Origin of the sequence: Virgisporangium ochraceum (assembly GCF_016863655.1) — a bacterium.
Classification (GTDB): domain Bacteria; phylum Actinomycetota; class Actinomycetes; order Mycobacteriales; family Micromonosporaceae; genus Virgisporangium; species Virgisporangium ochraceum.
The window spans coordinates 36906-53180 of sequence record NZ_BOPH01000090.1; the positions used below are offsets into that span (position 1 = coordinate 36906).

General features: G+C 72.4%; 16 protein-coding genes and 1 pseudogene. 10 read left to right on the top strand and 7 right to left on the bottom strand.

Annotated features, from left to right (window positions below):
* Positions 1–3: 3 nt before the first annotated feature.
* Positions 4–753: an ABC transporter permease gene (locus Voc01_RS33515; RefSeq protein WP_239160650.1), complete on the bottom strand. Its 750-nt coding sequence runs from the start codon at positions 751–753 to the stop codon at positions 4–6.
* An 88-nt stretch (positions 754–841) separates the two neighbouring features.
* Between Voc01_RS33515 and Voc01_RS33520 the strand changes: the two genes are divergently transcribed.
* Positions 842–1849, top strand: a complete 1008-nt coding sequence (locus Voc01_RS33520; protein WP_203931646.1) for a hypothetical protein — start codon at positions 842–844, stop codon at positions 1847–1849.
* Positions 1846–2349, top strand: a complete 504-nt coding sequence (locus tag Voc01_RS33525) for a SigE family RNA polymerase sigma factor (protein WP_203931647.1) — start codon at positions 1846–1848, stop codon at positions 2347–2349. Before Voc01_RS33520 ends, Voc01_RS33525 begins: the two co-directional genes overlap by 4 nt.
* Positions 2350–2366: 17 nt before the next feature.
* Here Voc01_RS33525 and Voc01_RS33530 read toward each other — a convergent pair whose 3' ends face one another.
* From Voc01_RS33530 to Voc01_RS33540, 3 genes are read right to left on the bottom strand one after another with little or no spacing between them, the layout of a single operon-like run.
* Positions 2367–2741, bottom strand: a complete 375-nt coding sequence (locus Voc01_RS33530; protein ID WP_203931648.1) for a GntR family transcriptional regulator — start codon at positions 2739–2741, stop codon at positions 2367–2369.
* Positions 2738–3511, bottom strand: a complete 774-nt coding sequence (locus Voc01_RS33535; RefSeq protein WP_203931649.1) for a hypothetical protein — start codon at positions 3509–3511, stop codon at positions 2738–2740. The genes Voc01_RS33530 and Voc01_RS33535 overlap by 4 nt, the downstream gene beginning before the upstream one ends.
* 58 nt (positions 3512–3569) lie before the next feature.
* Complete coding sequence (locus Voc01_RS33540; protein WP_239160651.1) at positions 3570–4151, bottom strand: helix-turn-helix domain-containing protein; 582 nt, start codon at positions 4149–4151, stop codon at positions 3570–3572.
* A 68-nt stretch (positions 4152–4219) separates the two neighbouring features.
* Here Voc01_RS33540 and Voc01_RS33545 point away from each other — a divergent pair, with 68 nt between their 5' ends.
* The gene (locus Voc01_RS33545) at positions 4220–5158 is read left to right on the top strand and encodes an NAD(P)/FAD-dependent oxidoreductase (RefSeq protein WP_203931651.1); all 939 of its coding nucleotides are present in this window, start codon (positions 4220–4222) and stop codon (positions 5156–5158) included.
* Here the strand turns inward: Voc01_RS33545 and Voc01_RS33550 are convergent.
* Entirely contained in the window at positions 5112–6785 is a 1674-nt protein-coding gene (locus tag Voc01_RS33550) for an AMP-binding protein (protein ID WP_275423777.1), read from the bottom strand. The two genes, Voc01_RS33545 and Voc01_RS33550, sit on opposite strands and share 47 nt — an antisense overlap.
* 467 nt (positions 6786–7252) lie before the next feature.
* Here Voc01_RS33550 and Voc01_RS53385 point away from each other — a divergent pair.
* Positions 7253–7486 (top strand): annotated as a pseudogene (locus tag Voc01_RS53385) (pectate lyase family protein); the annotation flags it as partial.
* A gap of 142 nt (positions 7487–7628) precedes the next feature.
* The gene (locus tag Voc01_RS53390; RefSeq protein ID WP_239160658.1) at positions 7629–7958 is read left to right on the top strand and encodes a hypothetical protein; all 330 of its coding nucleotides are present in this window, start codon (positions 7629–7631) and stop codon (positions 7956–7958) included.
* 247 nt (positions 7959–8205) lie between these two features.
* Here the strand turns inward: Voc01_RS53390 and Voc01_RS33560 are convergent, their stop codons facing one another.
* Positions 8206–9414, bottom strand: coding sequence for a right-handed parallel beta-helix repeat-containing protein (locus tag Voc01_RS33560; RefSeq protein ID WP_239160652.1), 1209 nt, complete (start codon positions 9412–9414; stop codon positions 8206–8208).
* A 108-nt stretch (positions 9415–9522) separates the two neighbouring features.
* On the opposite strand from Voc01_RS33560, the gene Voc01_RS33565 reads away from it, so the two are divergent.
* On the top strand, positions 9523–10746 hold the full coding sequence (locus tag Voc01_RS33565; protein ID WP_203931653.1) for an NAD(P)/FAD-dependent oxidoreductase: 1224 nt from the start codon (positions 9523–9525) through the stop codon (positions 10744–10746).
* Here the strand turns inward: Voc01_RS33565 and Voc01_RS33570 are convergent.
* On the bottom strand, positions 10735–11520 hold the full coding sequence (locus Voc01_RS33570; RefSeq protein WP_203931654.1) for a class I SAM-dependent methyltransferase: 786 nt from the start codon (positions 11518–11520) through the stop codon (positions 10735–10737). The genes Voc01_RS33565 and Voc01_RS33570 overlap by 12 nt on opposite strands.
* Before the next feature lie 98 nt (positions 11521–11618).
* Here Voc01_RS33570 and Voc01_RS33575 point away from each other — a divergent pair, with 98 nt between their 5' ends.
* Genes Voc01_RS33575 through Voc01_RS33590 form a run of 4 tightly spaced genes read left to right on the top strand, consistent with a single transcriptional unit; the run spans position 11619 to position 16262 of the window.
* A complete protein-coding gene (locus Voc01_RS33575; protein WP_239160653.1) occupies positions 11619–12179 on the top strand; it encodes a TetR/AcrR family transcriptional regulator in 561 nt (186 codons plus the stop codon).
* Positions 12180–12196: 17 nt separating this feature from the next.
* Positions 12197–13471 (top strand): hypothetical protein, encoded by a 1275-nt coding sequence (locus Voc01_RS33580; protein ID WP_203931656.1) that lies wholly within the window; start codon positions 12197–12199, stop codon positions 13469–13471.
* A complete protein-coding gene (locus Voc01_RS33585; protein WP_203931657.1) occupies positions 13468–13803 on the top strand; it encodes a hypothetical protein in 336 nt (111 codons plus the stop codon). Before Voc01_RS33580 ends, Voc01_RS33585 begins: the two co-directional genes overlap by 4 nt.
* The gene (locus Voc01_RS33590) at positions 13800–16262 is read left to right on the top strand and encodes an Hsp70 family protein (RefSeq protein WP_203931658.1); all 2463 of its coding nucleotides are present in this window, start codon (positions 13800–13802) and stop codon (positions 16260–16262) included. Before Voc01_RS33585 ends, Voc01_RS33590 begins: the two co-directional genes overlap by 4 nt.
* Positions 16263–16275: the final 13 nt, after the last annotated feature.

Here is a 16275-nt window from a genome sequence, read left to right on the forward strand (position 1 = left end):
CCGTCAGCGGTGCACGCCACCCACCGGGAGGCGGCCGGCGGCGATGACCTCCACCGTCAGCGCGGCCGCGATCGCCTCGGCGAGCAGCAGGCCCACCAGGACGAGCAGCTGCACGGCGCCGGCCTGCAGCGGGGAGCCGCCGCCCAGGAGCACCCCGACGAACGCGCCGGGCAGGGTCACCAGGCCGACGGTGCGGGTCTGGTCGAGGGCCGGCACGAGGGCCTGCGCGGCGACCGGCCGGCAGAGTTCCAGCGTCGCGGCACGCGGCGTGAAGCCCAGGGCCAGCGCCGCCTCGTACTCGCCGTGGCGGGTGCGCAGGTCGTCGACGGCGCGGCGGCCGGCCAGCGAGGTGGCCGTCATCGCACCGCCGACGAGGATGCCGGCCACCGGCAGCACCGCGATCGTCTCGCGGGGCACCGCGCCGGTGGCGAGCACGATCGCCAGCACCGGCAGCGCGCCGGCGGCGATGGGTGCCGCTGCCCAGCGTCCACTCGACGCCTTCTTCGCGATCCGGCGGGCCGACGTCACAGCGGCCACCGCGAGCATCAGCCCGATGAAACCGGCGGTGGCCCAGCCCGACGCCAGAACGGCGGCCAGGATCAGGGAGACCGCGGCGAGCTGGCCGACCGCGCGGGCCGACGCGACCACCACGTCCCGGGTCACGCCGAACGAGAAATACCGGGCGACGGCCGCGGCCGCCGCGACCAGCACGACCACGGCGACGGCCAGCGCCGGCCCCACGGTCACACCCATTCCCCGATCTTCCCGTAGCCGCGGGAACCTTTCCCCGCTGCCGAGGTCTTTGTGAGGGTGTTCGCATCCGAGGGGGAGGTTGAGGTCGATGGGTGACCGGGTGAAGGAGCTGCTCGACCGGGCGGCCGGCGGAGTCCGGCCCCGCGAGCCCGACCCGGTGGGTGCGGTACTCGGCCGGGTGCGCGTCGCCCGACGGCGCCGGATCGCCGCGGCGGGGGCGGCGGCCGTAGCCGCGTGCACGCTGGTCGCCGGTGCGGTCGTCGCCGGTACGACGCTCACCGGGCCGGCGCCCGACGATCCGGCGACGGCGACGCCCGCACCGGTCGCCAGCGCGGTGACCGGCACGGCCACCGTGACCGTGGAGAACGGGGTGCTGCGGGCGGGCGGGCTGCGGCTACCGCTGCCCGGGTGGACGGTCGCCACCGCCGACCAGGGCATCTGCGAGACGGTCCGGCACACCGTGCTCATTGCGGCGTCCGTGATTCCCGGCGGGCCCTGCACCGACCCGGCCTCGTACATCTCGGCGCGCGGGGCCCGACCGACGTTCACGCTGCGCAAGGGCGACCAGTACGCGCGGCAGATCATCCTGACGGGTGGGCAGCCGGCCTTCATCCTGCACAACGGAACCGACCCCCTGGGTCCCGGTCCCGACTCGGAGTACCGGTACCTCACGATGTGGGTGCCGTGGTCCGGCGTCGACCTCCTCTTCTCACTGCCACGCGGTGAGCTGCGGCAGGTGGTCGCCGCCATCCGCACCGAACCCGTCGCGCCCGGCACGCTCGTGGTGCCGCCCGGGGCCGCCCGCGTCGTCATTCTGGGAACGGATTCGGAGGTGTCCGCGACCATCACCGAACCGGCGCGGATCGAGGACCTGCGCACCTGGTTGACGGGGCTGGAGGAACCGGTCCCGGCCGGGGTCGAGTGTCCGGGCGACACGGCGCGACAGCGTGTCGTGTTCCTGTATCCCGACTCCACGTACGTGACGGTGATGGTCGGCGTGGACGCGAGGTGCGGCGAAGCGACGTCGTCGCGGGGCGGACGGGTGAAGCTGTCGGCCGACGGCTGGAACCGGCAGAGCGTGAAGGTCACGCGGTGACCGCCCCCGACGGCTTCGCCGAGTTCGTGACCGCCCGGTACGCGGCCCTGGTACGGCACGGCGTGCTGCTGACCGGCGACCACGGCCTCGGCGAGGACCTCACCCAGGACGCGCTGGTCAAGACGTACCGCGCCTGGCGGCGGCTGTACCCCGACGGCGCGCCCGAGGCCTACACCCGGCAGGTGATGACCCGGGCCGCGTGGCGCGCCGGGCGCCGGTTGTGGCGCCGGGAGCGGCCGACGGTGTCGGTCCCCGATACCGCGGGCGGCGACCCGTACGAGGGCTTCGACACCGCGGCGGCCGTGCTGGCCGCGCTGCGGGGACTGCCGGCGCAGCAGCGGGTGGTGCTGGTGCTGCGGTACTGGGGCGGGCTGTCGGAGCGGGAGATCGCGGCGGAGCTGAACTGCTCGGTGGGAACCGTGAAGAGCCGGGCCGGCCGGGGTATCGCCGCCCTGCGCCGACCCGACGGTCCGCTGGTCTCGCTGCTGGGGGCCGGCTGACGCGCGCCGAAAGGGCGTTAGCCGGCGGGGGCGGGGCGGCCCTGGCTCAAGGCGGCGCGCACGATGCGCAGTGCCTCCTCGGCGTCGATGCCGACGCTCGTCACCACCGCGGCGTAGTCGGCGGCGGCCTGCTGCGCCCGCGCGCGTCCGGTCTCCCCGGCGGCCGAGACGAACGAGCCGGCCCGGCCGCGGGTCTCGATCAGCCCGGCCTCCTCCAGCTCGCGGTAGGCCCGGCCGACCGTGTTCACGGCCAGCCCGAGGTCGGCCGCCAGCTGGCGGACCGTCGGCAGCCGGGTGCCGACCGCCAGCGTGTGGTCGCCGATCTGGCGCGCGAGCTGCAGGCGTAGCTGCTCGTACGGCGGGGTGGGCGAGGCCGAGTCGATGACGATCATCGGACCCGGACCACCCGGCGCGCCATGACGCCGCTGCTCGGCGCCTTGTACTGCACCAGGACGAGCGCGGCCGTGCCGGCGACCAGGAACACCACCGACGCCACCCCCCACCACATCGGCGCGAACCCGAACATCAGCACCACCGGCAGCGACCACAGTACCGCCGGCGTGTTCGTGTCGCGGGCATCCTCGATCCGCATGATGACGTCGGCGGTCAGGGACATCGCGTCGTCGGCCACGACCGGACGCATCACGAGGTGCCGCACCTGGACGGCGACCATGGCGCCGACCGCGAAGACCCCGATGACCAGCACGAGGGCCGTGTACCGCACGGTCGGATCGGAGACCACGAGCGCGCTGACCGCCAACGCCGCCGCGCCGGCGAACGCGCCCAGGCCCAGCAGGGCGTGTGCGGGGCCGAACAGGGCCCGCCAGCCGGGGTGGAGGGGATGGGCCGCCCGCCGGGACAGCGTGGCGCCCACCTGCCGATCGACCGACCGCACCCACCGGTCCACCATGAACTGGCCGGCGAGCAGGCCGCCGGCCACGACGGCGAGCAGCGCGACGAACGCCGGGGTGTCGGGGCTGAACGTGAGGATCACGGCCTGCGCCGCGGCGGCGGCGATGTACAGGCCGGCGAGCAGGAGGCTGTTGAACAGCTTCGCCCTGCGGCGCACGTCGAGGCGCGTAGCGAGCACCGGCGTGGCGTCGGCCTCGTTCAGGCCGTGCTGGCGCAGCCAGTCTCCGGCCAGTTTCAGGTTCTCGTCCATACGCCCTCCAATGTCGCATCCGTTGTACCAATAGAGTGCGACATAGCTTGAGACAAAGTCAAGTCCTTCTCTTCGGCGACGCGCGGAGGTGGGCGCGCTCGCCCTGCGCGCCGAACAGGCTGAGGAACTCGACGGCGTCGTTGTCGGCGGCGCCGAACCAGTGCGGCACCCGCGTGTCGAACTCGGCGGCCTCGCCGGGCTCCAGGGTCAGGTCGTGCTCACCGAGCAGCACGCGCAACCGTCCATTGAGGACGTACACCCACTCGTAGCCCTCGTGCGTCTGCAGCTCCGGCTGCCGGCGCCGGCTGCGGGCCGGGATCACGAGCTTGTACGCCTGGATTCCGCCGGCCCTCTTCGTGAGCGGCAGCAGCGTCATCCCGAACTTCCGCACCGGTTTCAGGTGGATCCGCGGGTCGCCGGTGGGCGGGGCGTCGACCAGCTCGTCGAGCGTCACCCCGTGCGCCCGCGCCAACGGCAGCAGCAGTTCCAGGGTCGGCCGCCGGCTGCCGGACTCGAGGCGCGACAGCGTGCTCACCGAGATCCCGGTTTCCGCCGACAGCTCGGCGAGGGTGGTTTCGCGTTGCTGCCGGAGCGCGCGGAGGCGGGGGCCGACGGCGTCGAGGGTGTCCTTCACCCTCACATAGTGGCACCTTGCCATTCTGGCAAAGACATTTGCCGGGACGCACGTGAGCGCGGAACGTAGACCCCATGTATGACGTGATTGTCGTGGGTGGTGGGGCCGCCGGTCTCAGTGGTGCGCTGATGCTGGCCCGGTCGAAGCGGTCGGTGCTCGTGATCGACGCGGGAACGCCGCGGAACGCACCGGCGGAAGGCGTGCACGGTCTGCTCGGCCATGACGGCGTGTCGCCGTTGGAGCTGCTGGAGCGCGGCCGGGCCGAGGTGCGTCGATACGGCGGCGAGGTGATCTCCGGTTCCGTCGACGCCGTCACCGAGGGCTTCACCGTGACCCTTGCCGACGGCCGCTCGTTCGAGGCGCGCCGGATCCTGGTGACCACCGGCCTCGTCGACGAGCTGCCCGAGATCCCGGGCCTGCGGGAGCGGTGGGGCCGCGACGTCGTGCACTGCCCGTACTGCCACGGCTGGGAGGTGCGCGACCGGCCGATCGGGGTCATCTCCAGCGGCCCGATGTCGGTGCACCAGGCGCTGCTGTTCCGCCAACTGAGCGACGACGTCACGTTCTTCACGCACACCCGGCCGGCGCCGGAGGGCGACGACGCGGCGAAGCTCGCCACGCGCGGAATCTCCATCGTGGCCGGTGAGGTCGCCGCCGTGGAGTCCACCGACGACGGGATCACCGGCGTGCGGCTGGCCGACGGCAGCGTGACACCGGTCGGCGCCGTGGCGGTGGCGACGAGGATGGTCGCGCGGGCCGGTCTGCTCGGCAAGCTGGGGCTGCGCACGGTCGAGCACCCCACCGGGGCCGGCGAGTACGTTCCCGCGGAGGTCGGTGGCCGCACGGAGGTGCCGGGTGTCTGGGTGGCCGGCAACGTCACCGACCTCACCGCACAGGTGGGTGCGTCGGCCGCGGCCGGTGCCATGGCCGGCGCGATGATCAACGCCGACCTGGTGACCGAGGAGGCTACGACGGCTGGTCTGTCGCCGGCAGAGGCGACGGGTCCTCGCTGAACTCGTCGACCGCCGCGCGTTCGCGGAGCTCGACCCGGCGGATCTTTCCGGAGATGGTCTTCGGCAGCTCGGCGAACTCGATGCGGCGGATCCGCTTGTACGGGGCCAGATGCTCGCGGCAGTGGCGGAAGATGGCCTGTGCCGTCTCGTTCGTGGGCTCCCACCCGGACGCGAGCACCACGTACGCCTTGGGAACGGCGAGGCGCAGCGGGTCGGGCGCCGGCACCACGGCCGCCTCGGCCACCGCGTCGTGCTCGATGAGCACGCTCTCCAGCTCGAACGGCGAGATGCGGTAGTCCGACGCCTTGAACACGTCGTCCATGCGGCCGACGTAGGTGATGTAGCCGTCGGCGTCGCGGGAGCCGATGTCGCCGGTGTGGTAGTAGCCGCCGGCCATCGCCTCGGCGTTGCGCTCGGGGTCGCCGTGGTAGCCGGTCATCAGGCCGAGCGGTCGCCGGCTCAGGTCGAGGCAGATCTCGCCCTCGTCGGCGGGTCTGCCGGTGACCGGGTCGACCAGCACGACCGTGTAGCCCGGGGTGGCCCGTCCCATCGAACCGGGTTTCACGGGCTGCCCCGGCGTGTTGGCGACCTGCACCGTGGTCTCGGTCTGGCCGAAGCCGTCGCGGACCGTGACGCCCCACGCGCGCTGCACCTGCTCGATCACCTCGGGGTTCAGCGGCTCGCCGGCACCGACCACGATGGACGGTGGCGTCGTCAGCCGGCTCAGGTCGGCCTGCACGAGCATGCGCCACACCGTCGGTGGCGCGCAGAAGCTGGTGACCCCGCACCGCTGCATCTGTGCGAGCAGGCCGGCCGCGTCGAAGCGCGTGTAGTTGTAGATGAACACGCACGCGAGCGCGTTCCACGGCGCGAACACGTTGCTCCAGGCGTGCTTGGCCCAGCCTGGCGACGAGATGTTCAGGTGCACGTCGCCGGGCCGCAGCCCGATCCAGTACATCGTGGACAGGTGGCCGACCGGGTACGAGGCGTGCGTGTGCTCCACCAGCTTCGGTAGTGCTGTGGTGCCCGAGGTGAAGTACAGCAGCAGGGTGTCGTCGGCGTTCGTCTCACCGTCGGGCTCGAAGGCGACGTCTCCGTACGAGTACGGGAGCCAGCCGTTCACCGGTGCCCCGACGGCAATCCGCGTGTAGTCGCCGGCGACGTCGGCGAACTTGCCGGTGTTGGCCGAGCCGACGATGACGTGCGCGGCGTCGCCACGGTCGAGCCGGTCGCGGAGATCGGCCGGTCCGAGCAGCGGCGTGGCCGGGATGACCACCGCGCCGAGCTTCATCGCGGCGAGCAGACACTCCCACAGCTCGACCTGGTTGCCGAGCATGAGGATGACCCGGTCGCCGCGCCGCACGCCCTGCCCGCGCAGCCAGGTGGCGACCCGGTTCGACCGCTCGGACAGCTCGGCGAACGTGAGCTTCTGCTCCGACCCGTCCTCCTCGACGATCCAGAGCGCGGGCGAGCCGCCGTGCGGCCCGGCGGCGGCCACGTCGAACCAGTCGATGGCCCAGTTGAACGTGGTCAGCTCGGGCCAGCGGAACCCGCGGTAGGTCGTGTCGTAGTCGTCACGGTGCGCGAGGAGGAACTCGCGGGCCTCCTGGAACGCGGCGGTGCTCATGACCACACCGTAGACCCGCCCGCGTTCGACCGCAGCCGTCGAAGGCAGTGTCGAACACAGTCGAATGTGTCGCTTCTGGTAATGCGCACGTCGTCGCCGCATCTTTCCCACCACACCCCCGAGGAAAAGACCGGAAGTGCACAGAAGACGTAGGTGGTCGACCCTCGCCGCCCTCGCGGTCGCCATCCCCGCCGCGATAGGCGTCGGCACGCCATCCGCCCGGGCCGCCACTCCCACCAACGGTGGCGGGTCTTTCGTCGCGTCGGGTGCGGCGTCGGGCAAGTTCCGGGTGACCAGCGTGGTGTCCGGCCTGTGCGTCAGCAACCGGGACGGGTCGACGGCCGGGAACAACCCGGTGGTGCAGGAGACGTGCTCCGACATCTCCCGGATGCAGTGGCTGTTCGACCGGGGCCGGCGGCACCACGGTCACCGTGTCGAACCTCGCCGACCTGAAGCGGTACGCGGCGATGAGCGGCTCGTACGTCATCCGCGTCAACGCCACGATCACCGTGACGCCCTACGGCGCCGAGATCCCGGTGGCGTCGAACAAGACCATCATCGGCTTGGGCCGTTCGGGCCGGATCCTCAACGGCGGGTTCATCCTGGAGAGCGTCCGCAACGTCGTCATCCGCAACCTCACCATCGGCGGCACGCTGGTGGCCTCCGACGACCCGGACGACAAGGACTTCGACTACGACGGCATCCAGATGGACAACTCGTCGAACATCTGGATCGACCACAACACGATCCAGCGCGCCAACGACGGGCTCATCGACAGCCGTGAGGACACCACGAACCTGACCGTGTCGTGGAACAACCTCGGCAACACCAAGCACCGACAACGTGGCCTACGCCCACCTGTACAACAACTACCTGCAGAACATCGCCTCGTACGGCAACCTGTCGCGCGGTGGCACGCGGATGGTGCTGGAGAACAGCTACTTCGAGCGCGTCAACAACCCGTACTACAACGACACCTCGGCCGCGCAGCTGCGCCAGAGCGGCAGCATTGTCGTCAACCGCACGCGCCGGCAGCAGACCAACGGGTCGGCGTTCACGCCGTCGAGCTTCTACCCGTACACGCTCGACCCGGCCGCCAGCGTCCCGTCGCTGCTGCGCACCTACAGCGGCCCGCAGGCGAACATCGGAGTCCGAGCGTGCGGAGAGGAATGATCATGGTCATCCCGCCTCGGCCGAACATCCAGGTCCGTTAGCGGCCGGACATCGAGGCGCCCCGACCGTTTCGCGTAGCGAGGTAGTCGGTTCCGGGAAGGCCCCGTCCGAGGCGCGGGGGCCTTCCGCCGTCGACGCGTCGACCGACCGGAACAGGTCGGCCGAGGAGTCGCCCTCCTGCCAGCTGTTGTCGTCGGCCTTCGCGGTGGTTCCGACCCGCACGTCGGAACCGTTGTCGACGGCGACGTTACGGTTGCCGTCGTTGCTGAAGCCGTGGCCGGTGTCGGCCCACGCGGCGTTGTGGCGCACCTTGTGCGCGGCCTCCAACGGATCGGGGCCACCGCCGAACGTGAACCCGTTTGGCCCCGTTGCCGTAGGCCCAGGTGTACTCGATGCTCACGGGGCTGCGGAAGGTGCCGAGGTCGTACCCGGCGGCCGGGTTGCCGTACGCCCGGTTGCCCCGCACGAGGTTGCCGGCGCCGTCGCCGAACTGCACGCTCAGGCCGGTGCCGTTGTCGTGGAAGTCGCTGTCGAGCACCTGGTTGTTCACCGTGCCGTCGTCGCGCAGCATCAGCCCGGACGGGCCGTTGTGATGGCTCGACATGCTCCGGAAGACGGTGTTGCTGCACGCCCGGCACATCCACGCGTGCGTCGGCGCGCCGCGGATCTCCAGGCCCTGCACGGTCCAGTACGCGGTCTGCTGGGTCACCGCCCACTTGTCGGCGGGGATCCCCGACGCGTCGAGCACCGGGCGCTCGTCACGGAAGTTGACCACCGTGACGCGGCGGGCGGCCGGTGCCGTTCGTGCGGATGTCGACCGGCGTGGTGAGCCGGCGCGGACGGCGCGACGACCGTCGGCGGCCGTCGCGGCGGCGACCGCCCGGCGCTGCACCGCCGCCGGAAGGTACGAGAGGACCATCGGACCGAACGCCACGGTGCGCAACGCCCTTGCGTGCAGCGCCGCCTGCACCGCGGCGAGGACGGCCACCGGTACCGGCAGCACCGCGGCGCCCAGCAGCAGGGTATCCGGCGCCACCAGGCCCGCCTGGAACCGCCGACACCGTGGGCAGTCGCGGACGTGGCGCACCAACCGCTTGCGCCACACCGGATCGGCGGCTCCGCTCCACCGCCGCGTCAGCTCGCCGGAGATCTCCTGCCACCACAGCGAGGTCGCCACCCTGGTCGGGCACGTCGACCGGGTGCCGGCGCAGCCGCGTCCGCTGCCGCACGCGCAGATGCAGCTGGACCTGCCGGTAGGCGATGGCGAGCAGCCACGGCCGGAACCGTTCGGGGTCGCGCGGCGTCCGCAGGCGTTGAGCACGCGGCCGATCACGTTGTAGACCAGCGTCAGGTGACTCTCGACGAGCGTGTCCATCGCCGTCGGGTCGCCGGCCTGTGCGGCACGGGCGAGGCCCGTCGTATCGGGGTCCGTCGCGTCGGGAGCCGCCTCCGTCACGCGGGATCGTACTACCGGGTATCGGTGAGTGTCTCTGTCCCGGGCGGGCGGGGTCGTATGGTGAGGCGGTGATGTGCCAGGGCCGTCATCGTCGACAGGAGGCCAGCCATGTCCGAGCAGGGTTTCGTCATCGTGGGTGCGTCGTTCGCCGGTGCGAAGGCGGCCGAGACGCTCCGGGCCGAGGGGTTCGACGGGCGGGTGGTGCTGGTCGGCGAGGAGAGCGACCTGCCGTACGAGCGGCCGCCGCTGTCGAAGGGGTACCTGCTCGGCAACGACCCGCGTGAGAGCGCTTTCCCACACGACGCCGCCTGGTACGCCGACCAGCGCGTCGAGCTGCTGCTCGGTCACGCGGCCACCGCTGTCGACCGCGCGTCGAAGACCGTGGCGCTCGCCGACGGGTCCTCGGTCGGCTACGACAAGCTGCTGCTCGCCACCGGGTCGCGCGTGCGCCGGCTCGACCTGCCGGGTGCCGACCTGCCGCACGTGCGGTACCTGCGGCGCATCGAGGAGTCGGAGGCGTTGAAGGCCGCGTTCGCCGAGCGGCCCCGGGTGGTGGTCGTGGGCGCCGGCTGGATCGGCCTGGAGACCGCCGCGGCGGCGCGCACCGCGGGCTGCGAGGTCACCGTGGTCGAACTCGACACGCTGCCGCTGCGGCGGGTGCTGGGCGACGAGGTGGCGGCCGTCTTCCGCGACCTGCACACCGATCACGGCGTCGCGTTCCGGTTCGGCGTGAAGACCCGCGAGATCCGGCCCGACGGCGTCGTGCTCGAGACCGGCGAGGAGCTTCCGGCCGGTCTCGTCGTCGTCGGGGTCGGCATCCAGCCGAACGTCGAACTGGCCGGGGCCGCCGGGCTCGCGGTCGACAACGGCGTGGTGACCGACGCGGGCCTGCGCACCTCCGACCCGGACATCTACGCGTGCGGCGACGTGGCGTCGTGGGAGCACCCCGGGCTGAAGCGGCACCTGCGCGTCGAGCACTGGGCGAACGCGCTCAACGGCGGGCCGGCCGCGGCGAAGGCGATGCTCGGCCGGGACGTCACCTACGACCCGGTGCCGTACTTCTTCACCGACCAGTACGACCTCGGCATGGAGTTCGCCGGCTGGTTCGAGCCGGGTGGCTACGAGCGGGTGGTGTTCCGCGGCGACCCGGCGACCCGGGAGTTCGTCGCGTTCTGGACCGCCGGCGGGCAGGTGCTGGCCGGCATGAACGTCAACGTGTGGGACGTGACCGACGACATCCAGGCGATCGTGCGGGCCGGCTGGGCGGGCACCACGGTCGACACCGACCGCCTCACCGACCCCGACGTGCCGCTGGCGGACCTACACGCGTAGCGCGGTGACCGTCACCGTGGTGTAGCGCATCGGGAAGCTGCCGCCGACCGCGTCGACGGCGGCGCCTATGCCGGCCAGGATCGCCTCCAGTTGCTCGGCCGGCAGCCGGCTGTGGCCGCCGTGCGTAGGAACCTGGTCGAGCCACTCGTCGCGGGTGTAGACGCGGCTCCACCCGTGCCGCCGGTGCTCCGGCTCGGCGAAGCCGCCCGCCTCCCGGATGCCGTCGGCCGCCGTACCGGCCATCACCGCGTACGGGTCCGACCCGGCGGCGGAGGCGGCCGCGGCCATCGGCGAGCCGGGCAGCGCCCGGGCGTAGACCGCGCCCATCGCCTCGGCGAGGTCGTCCGGTGGCTGGTGCGCGTTCCAGAAGACGGCCAGCCGGCCTCCCGGGCGCAGCACCTGCGCCGCCTTCTCCGCGCCGGCCACCGGGTCGACCCAGTGCCACGTCTGCCCGGCGACGACGGCGTCGAAGACGCGGCCGGCCGGGTCCCACGTCTCGAACGCGCCGACCTCGACGTCGAGGCCGCGGCCGCGGGCCCACTCCGCCATGCGGGCGTCGACGTCGACCCCGAGCACGTCGCATCCGGCCGCCTGGAACTGCCGGGAGGAAATTCCGGTTCCGCAGCCGACGTCGAGCACGCGCCGACCCGGGCACGCGGCCACGATCGCGTCGACGACCTCGGTGGGGTAGCGGGGGCGGGTGCGGTCGTAGCGCTCGGCGTCGGCACCGAACGACTCGGCGATCTCGCGGTGCTGGAACGGCTGAGTGGGCATGCGCCCACTCTAGTGGGCAAGTGCCCACTGGTCCACCGGGTAGAGTCCGGCCAGGGAGAGCGGAGGGTCGCGTGCCGACTGGGGTGGCCATTCGTGACGTGCGTGAACAGCTGTTCGACGCCGCCGAGCGGGTGCTCCTCCGCGCCGGCCCGAGCGCGCTCACCAGCCGCGCGGTCACCACCGAGGCGGGCGTCGCCAAGGGCGTGCTGCACCGCCACTTCGCCGACTTCGACGACTTCCTCGTCGAACTCGTGAAGGACCGCACCACCCGCCTCGGCGCGCAGTCCGACGCCCTCCGCCGCTCGGCCGGCACCGGAACCGTCGCCGGCAACCTCACCGTCGTGCTGAGCGACCTCTTCATGTCGGTCGCATCGTCGATCGTCGGCCTGTTCATCTTCCGTGACGAGCTGCGCGCCCGCCTGCGGCGCACCTACCCGACCGGCCTCCCGCTGCTCACCGAGGCCGCCGCGATGATCTCCGCGTACCTCGCCGCCGAGCGCGACCTCGGCCGGGTCGCAGACGGTGCCGATCTCGACACGGTCGCGTTGACGCTCATCGGAACCGGGCACCTGCTGTTCGCCGGCGGTGACGCACCCGACGCCGACGCGGTCCACGCGGTCATGAGCACCGCGATCGCCGGCGTCGCGACGGATCGATGACGGCGTACACTCCGCGAATGCTGTCCAGCGACGGGGGAGGGACGGCGACGCTCGATCCGTTGCTCCGATCGATCGGCACGCCGGACCTGTACCTGCGTAACGCTTTCCGGATCTCCGGGCTGTCCGTCGACGCGTCACCGGGCGACCTGCGCCGCCGCGCCCAGCAGGTCCGCGCCGTGCGGGCTCTCGGCGGCGCCCCGGTGTCGACCGGTCCGCTGCCGCCCGCGACCGCGCCCGATCCCGACGACCTGCTGCAGGCCCTGTCGCGGCTGCGTGACCCGATGTCGCGGCTCGTCGACGAGTTCTTCTGGTTCTGGCCCGACCCCGACGGCGACCCGGCGCTCGACGCGCTGACGGCCGGCCGCGTCGACGACGCCGAGAACCTCTGGCGGGAAGGCTCCCCGTACGGTCTGCACAACCTCGCCGTGCTCAACCACGTGCTCGCGCTCGACGAGGAACTGGCGCAGCCGCAGAAGAAGCTCGTCGGCTCGCCCCGGCGGTGGCGGCAGGCCTACCGGTACTGGATCGCGGTGTGGCGCGACGACGCCTGCTGGGCGGTGTTCGACGAACGCGTGCGGCGCGGGGGTCACCCCGGGCTGCCCGGCCGGGTGGCGCCGGCGCTGCGCGAACGGCTGCCGCTCGTGCTGTCGTCGGTCAACGCGGTGATCGCGGCCGACAGCCTCGAACGCGGCCGCGACGAGGAGTCGACCCAGGTGCACTGGCGGATGGCGGCACACCAGGACCTGCCGCCACAGGTGCGCGCGCGGGCGCTGCGGGCGGCCACCGACCCGATCATCTCCCGGGTGCGGACACACGGCGACCGCGCTCTCGCGGTCACGTTGAACGACGCGGCCGCCGCGCCGACGGCGGCCGCACGTCTGCACGAACAGACGACGCCGCTGCTGCGCATGGTGGCACTGTCGTCGGCGCCCGACGCCGACAACATCCACGACGAGGTCGCGCGCAAGCTGATGAAGCTCGCCTACGAGTACCACCGGGCCACCAACGACTGGGTCGCGACGCTGCAGATGCTGCGGCTGGCGCAGGATTCCGCGCGCGGTCGCTCGATGCTGCAGTCGGTGCGCGAGAACGTGCAGGGCGTGGAGTACATGCTGGCGCACGAGGGCGACCTGGAGGAGCAGCGCCGTCGTCGCGAACAGCAGGCGCGCGAGGACGAGGTCCGGCGCCGCCGGGCGGAGGAGCGCCGCGCCGAGGAGGAGCACCGGAACCGGTTGCGCCGCGAGGCGATCGAGGCCTACGAACGCAGTCGCAGGGAGCGGGAGGGCCGATGACGGAACCGTTGGAGCACGTGCTCGTCGAGGTGGCCACCGGGCTGTGGCGCCTGCAGCGGCGGCTCGATCCGGAGACCCCGGAGACGCGCGCCGCGGCCCGGCAGGTGCGCCGGATCCTCGACGTGCTCGGCGACGCCGACATCCGCATCGACGACCATCACGGCGTCGCGTTCGACCCCGGCCTCGCGATCGACGTCGTGGCCTACCAACCGACCGAGGGCGTCGACCACGAACAGGTCATCGACACCGAACGCCCCTCGATCTTCCGCGGCACGGCCACGCTTCAGCGCGGCCGCGTCATCGTGGGCGTTCCAGTGAAAGGGACCACGTGAGCACGATCGACTACGGCATCGACCTCGGCACCACCAACAGTGCCATCGCTGTCCTTCGCGACGTCGACACCGAGGTGGTCAAGAACAACGACGACCGCGACACCACGCCCTCGGCGGTGTGGATCGACCGGCGTGACCGCCTCTACGTGGGCCGCGTCGCGCGCGAGCGCGCCGAGGTAGACCCCGCCAACACGGCGCTGGAGTTCAAGCTGCGCATGGGAACCGCCGACGCGGTGTCCCGTTTCGCCGCCAGCGGCCGGGAACTCACCGCCGAGCAGCTGTCGGCGGAGGTGCTCAAGTCGCTGCGTGGCGACGTCCAGCAGCGGCACGGCGTCGACCTGTCGGCGGCCGTCATCACCGTGCCCGCCGCGTTCGACCTGAGCGCCTGCGAGGCGACGAGCCGCGCCGGCCAGCTGGCCGGGTTCGCCAGCACGCCGTTGCTGCAGGAACCGACCGCCGCCGCGTTCGCGTACGGGTTCCAGCGGGAGAGCGACGCGCGGTGGCTCGTCTACGACCTCGGCGGCGGCACGTTCGACGCGGCCGTGGTGCAGATCCGCGACGGCGAGTTCACCGTGCTGACCCACCGCGGCGACAACTACCTCGGCGGCAAGCTCATCGACTGGCAGATCGTCGAGACGCTCCTGCTGCCCGAACTCCAGCGCGAGTTCGGCCTCGACGACGTGCGCCGCGGGAACCCGCGCTGGGCCTCGGTCGTCGGCGCGCTGAAGCTGGCCGCGGAGGCCGCGAAGATCCGACTGTCCAGGGTGGACGCCGCGGAGATCTTCGTCGAGGTCGACCTCGGCACCGGGCAGCGCGAGGAGTTCTCCTACGACCTGCGGCGCGCCGACGTCGAACGCCTCACCGAGCCGTACCTCGTGCGGTCGGTGAACCTGTGCAGGCGCGCGCTCGCCGAGGCGAACCTGACACCCGCCGACATCGGGCGGACGCTGCTCGTCGGCGGTCCCACGCTGTCGCCCTACGTCCGCGAGCGGCTGAAGGACGGCCTCGGCATCGAGGTCGACCACAGCCAGGATCCGCTCACCGTGGTCGCCCGCGGCGCGGCCATCTTCGCCGGCACCCAGCGGCGTCCCGCGCCGGTGGGCCCGGTCGCTCCGGGCAAGGTGACCGTCGCGCTGGAGTACCCGCCGATCGGCCCCGACACCGACCCCCTGATCGTCGGCCGGCTCTCCGGCAGCGACGACTTCGGCGGATACCGCGTCGAGGTCGTCAACCACGACGCCCAGCCGGCCTGGCGCAGCGGACAGGTTCCGGTGAACGCCGACGGCATCTTCTCCCTCCAGGTCGTGGCCCTCAAGGGCCGGCGCAACGGGTACCGCATCGAGGTGACCGGGCCCGACGGCACCGCGGTTCCGGCGAGCCCGGACTCGTTCGTCTACACGGTCGGCGCGGTCGAGACCAGCCCGCTGCTGACCAACTCGATCGGCGTGGGCCTCGACGGCAACACCACCGAATGGGTGCTCAACCGGGGCACGCCGTTGCCGGCGCATGGCAAGGTGCGGCTGCGCACCACCGTCGAGGTCCGGCGCGCCACCGGCGGCGGGATGATCCGGATCCCGCTGCTGGAGGGAGAGCACCCGCGCGCCAACCGCAACCGCCGCGTCGGGATGCTGGAACTCGTCGCCCACCAGCTCGCCTCCGACGTTCCGGAGGGCAGTGAGGTACAGGTCCGGCTCGACATCGACACGTCCCGCCTCATCACCGCGCGCGCCTACGTCCCGCTGCTCGACGAGGAGTTCGAGGAGGTGGTCGCGCTGCGCTCGGAGGTCGTCGAGACCGTCGAGGAGCTGTCGGCCGCCGTCGACGGGGAGCTGCAGCGGCTGTCGCAGCTGCGCGAGCGTCAGCCCAAGACCGGAAGCGTGGTCGCCGAGATGGCGCTGTTCCGCATCGACAGCGAGCAGCTCGTCGCCGAAATGGCCACGCTCCTCGCCGCCGCGGAGGGCGACGCCGACGCGGCCGCGACCTGCGGCCGCCGGCTGCTCGACCTGCGCGCGGCCATCGACGAGGTGGAGGACGCGCTGGAGTGGCCCGAGCAGGCCAAGGACGCGGAGAGCCTGGCCGACGAGGCGAGCCGCATCGCGGTGCGGATGGGCGACGACCACGACCGGCGGCGGATCGACGAGGCCATCGCCGGCGCCCGGTCGGCGATCGAGAACACCGACTCGCGGCTGCTGACCATGTACACCGACGAGATCCGCCAGCTGGCGATCGCGGTGCTCGACCGGTCGGGCCAGCTCGACGTGCTCATCTTCAACGACCTGGAGTCGCGCCGGAACGACTTCGTCGATCCGGGCCTGGGCACGTCGCTGCTGTCGGACGGCCGGATGGCCATGGCCCGCGGCGACCGCCAGGCGCTGCACAACATCAACGTGCGGCTGCGTGGCCTGCTCCCGGTGCCACCGCCGCCACCGGACCCGTTCAGCACCGTGCGTACCGGCTGACCCCGTAGGGTGG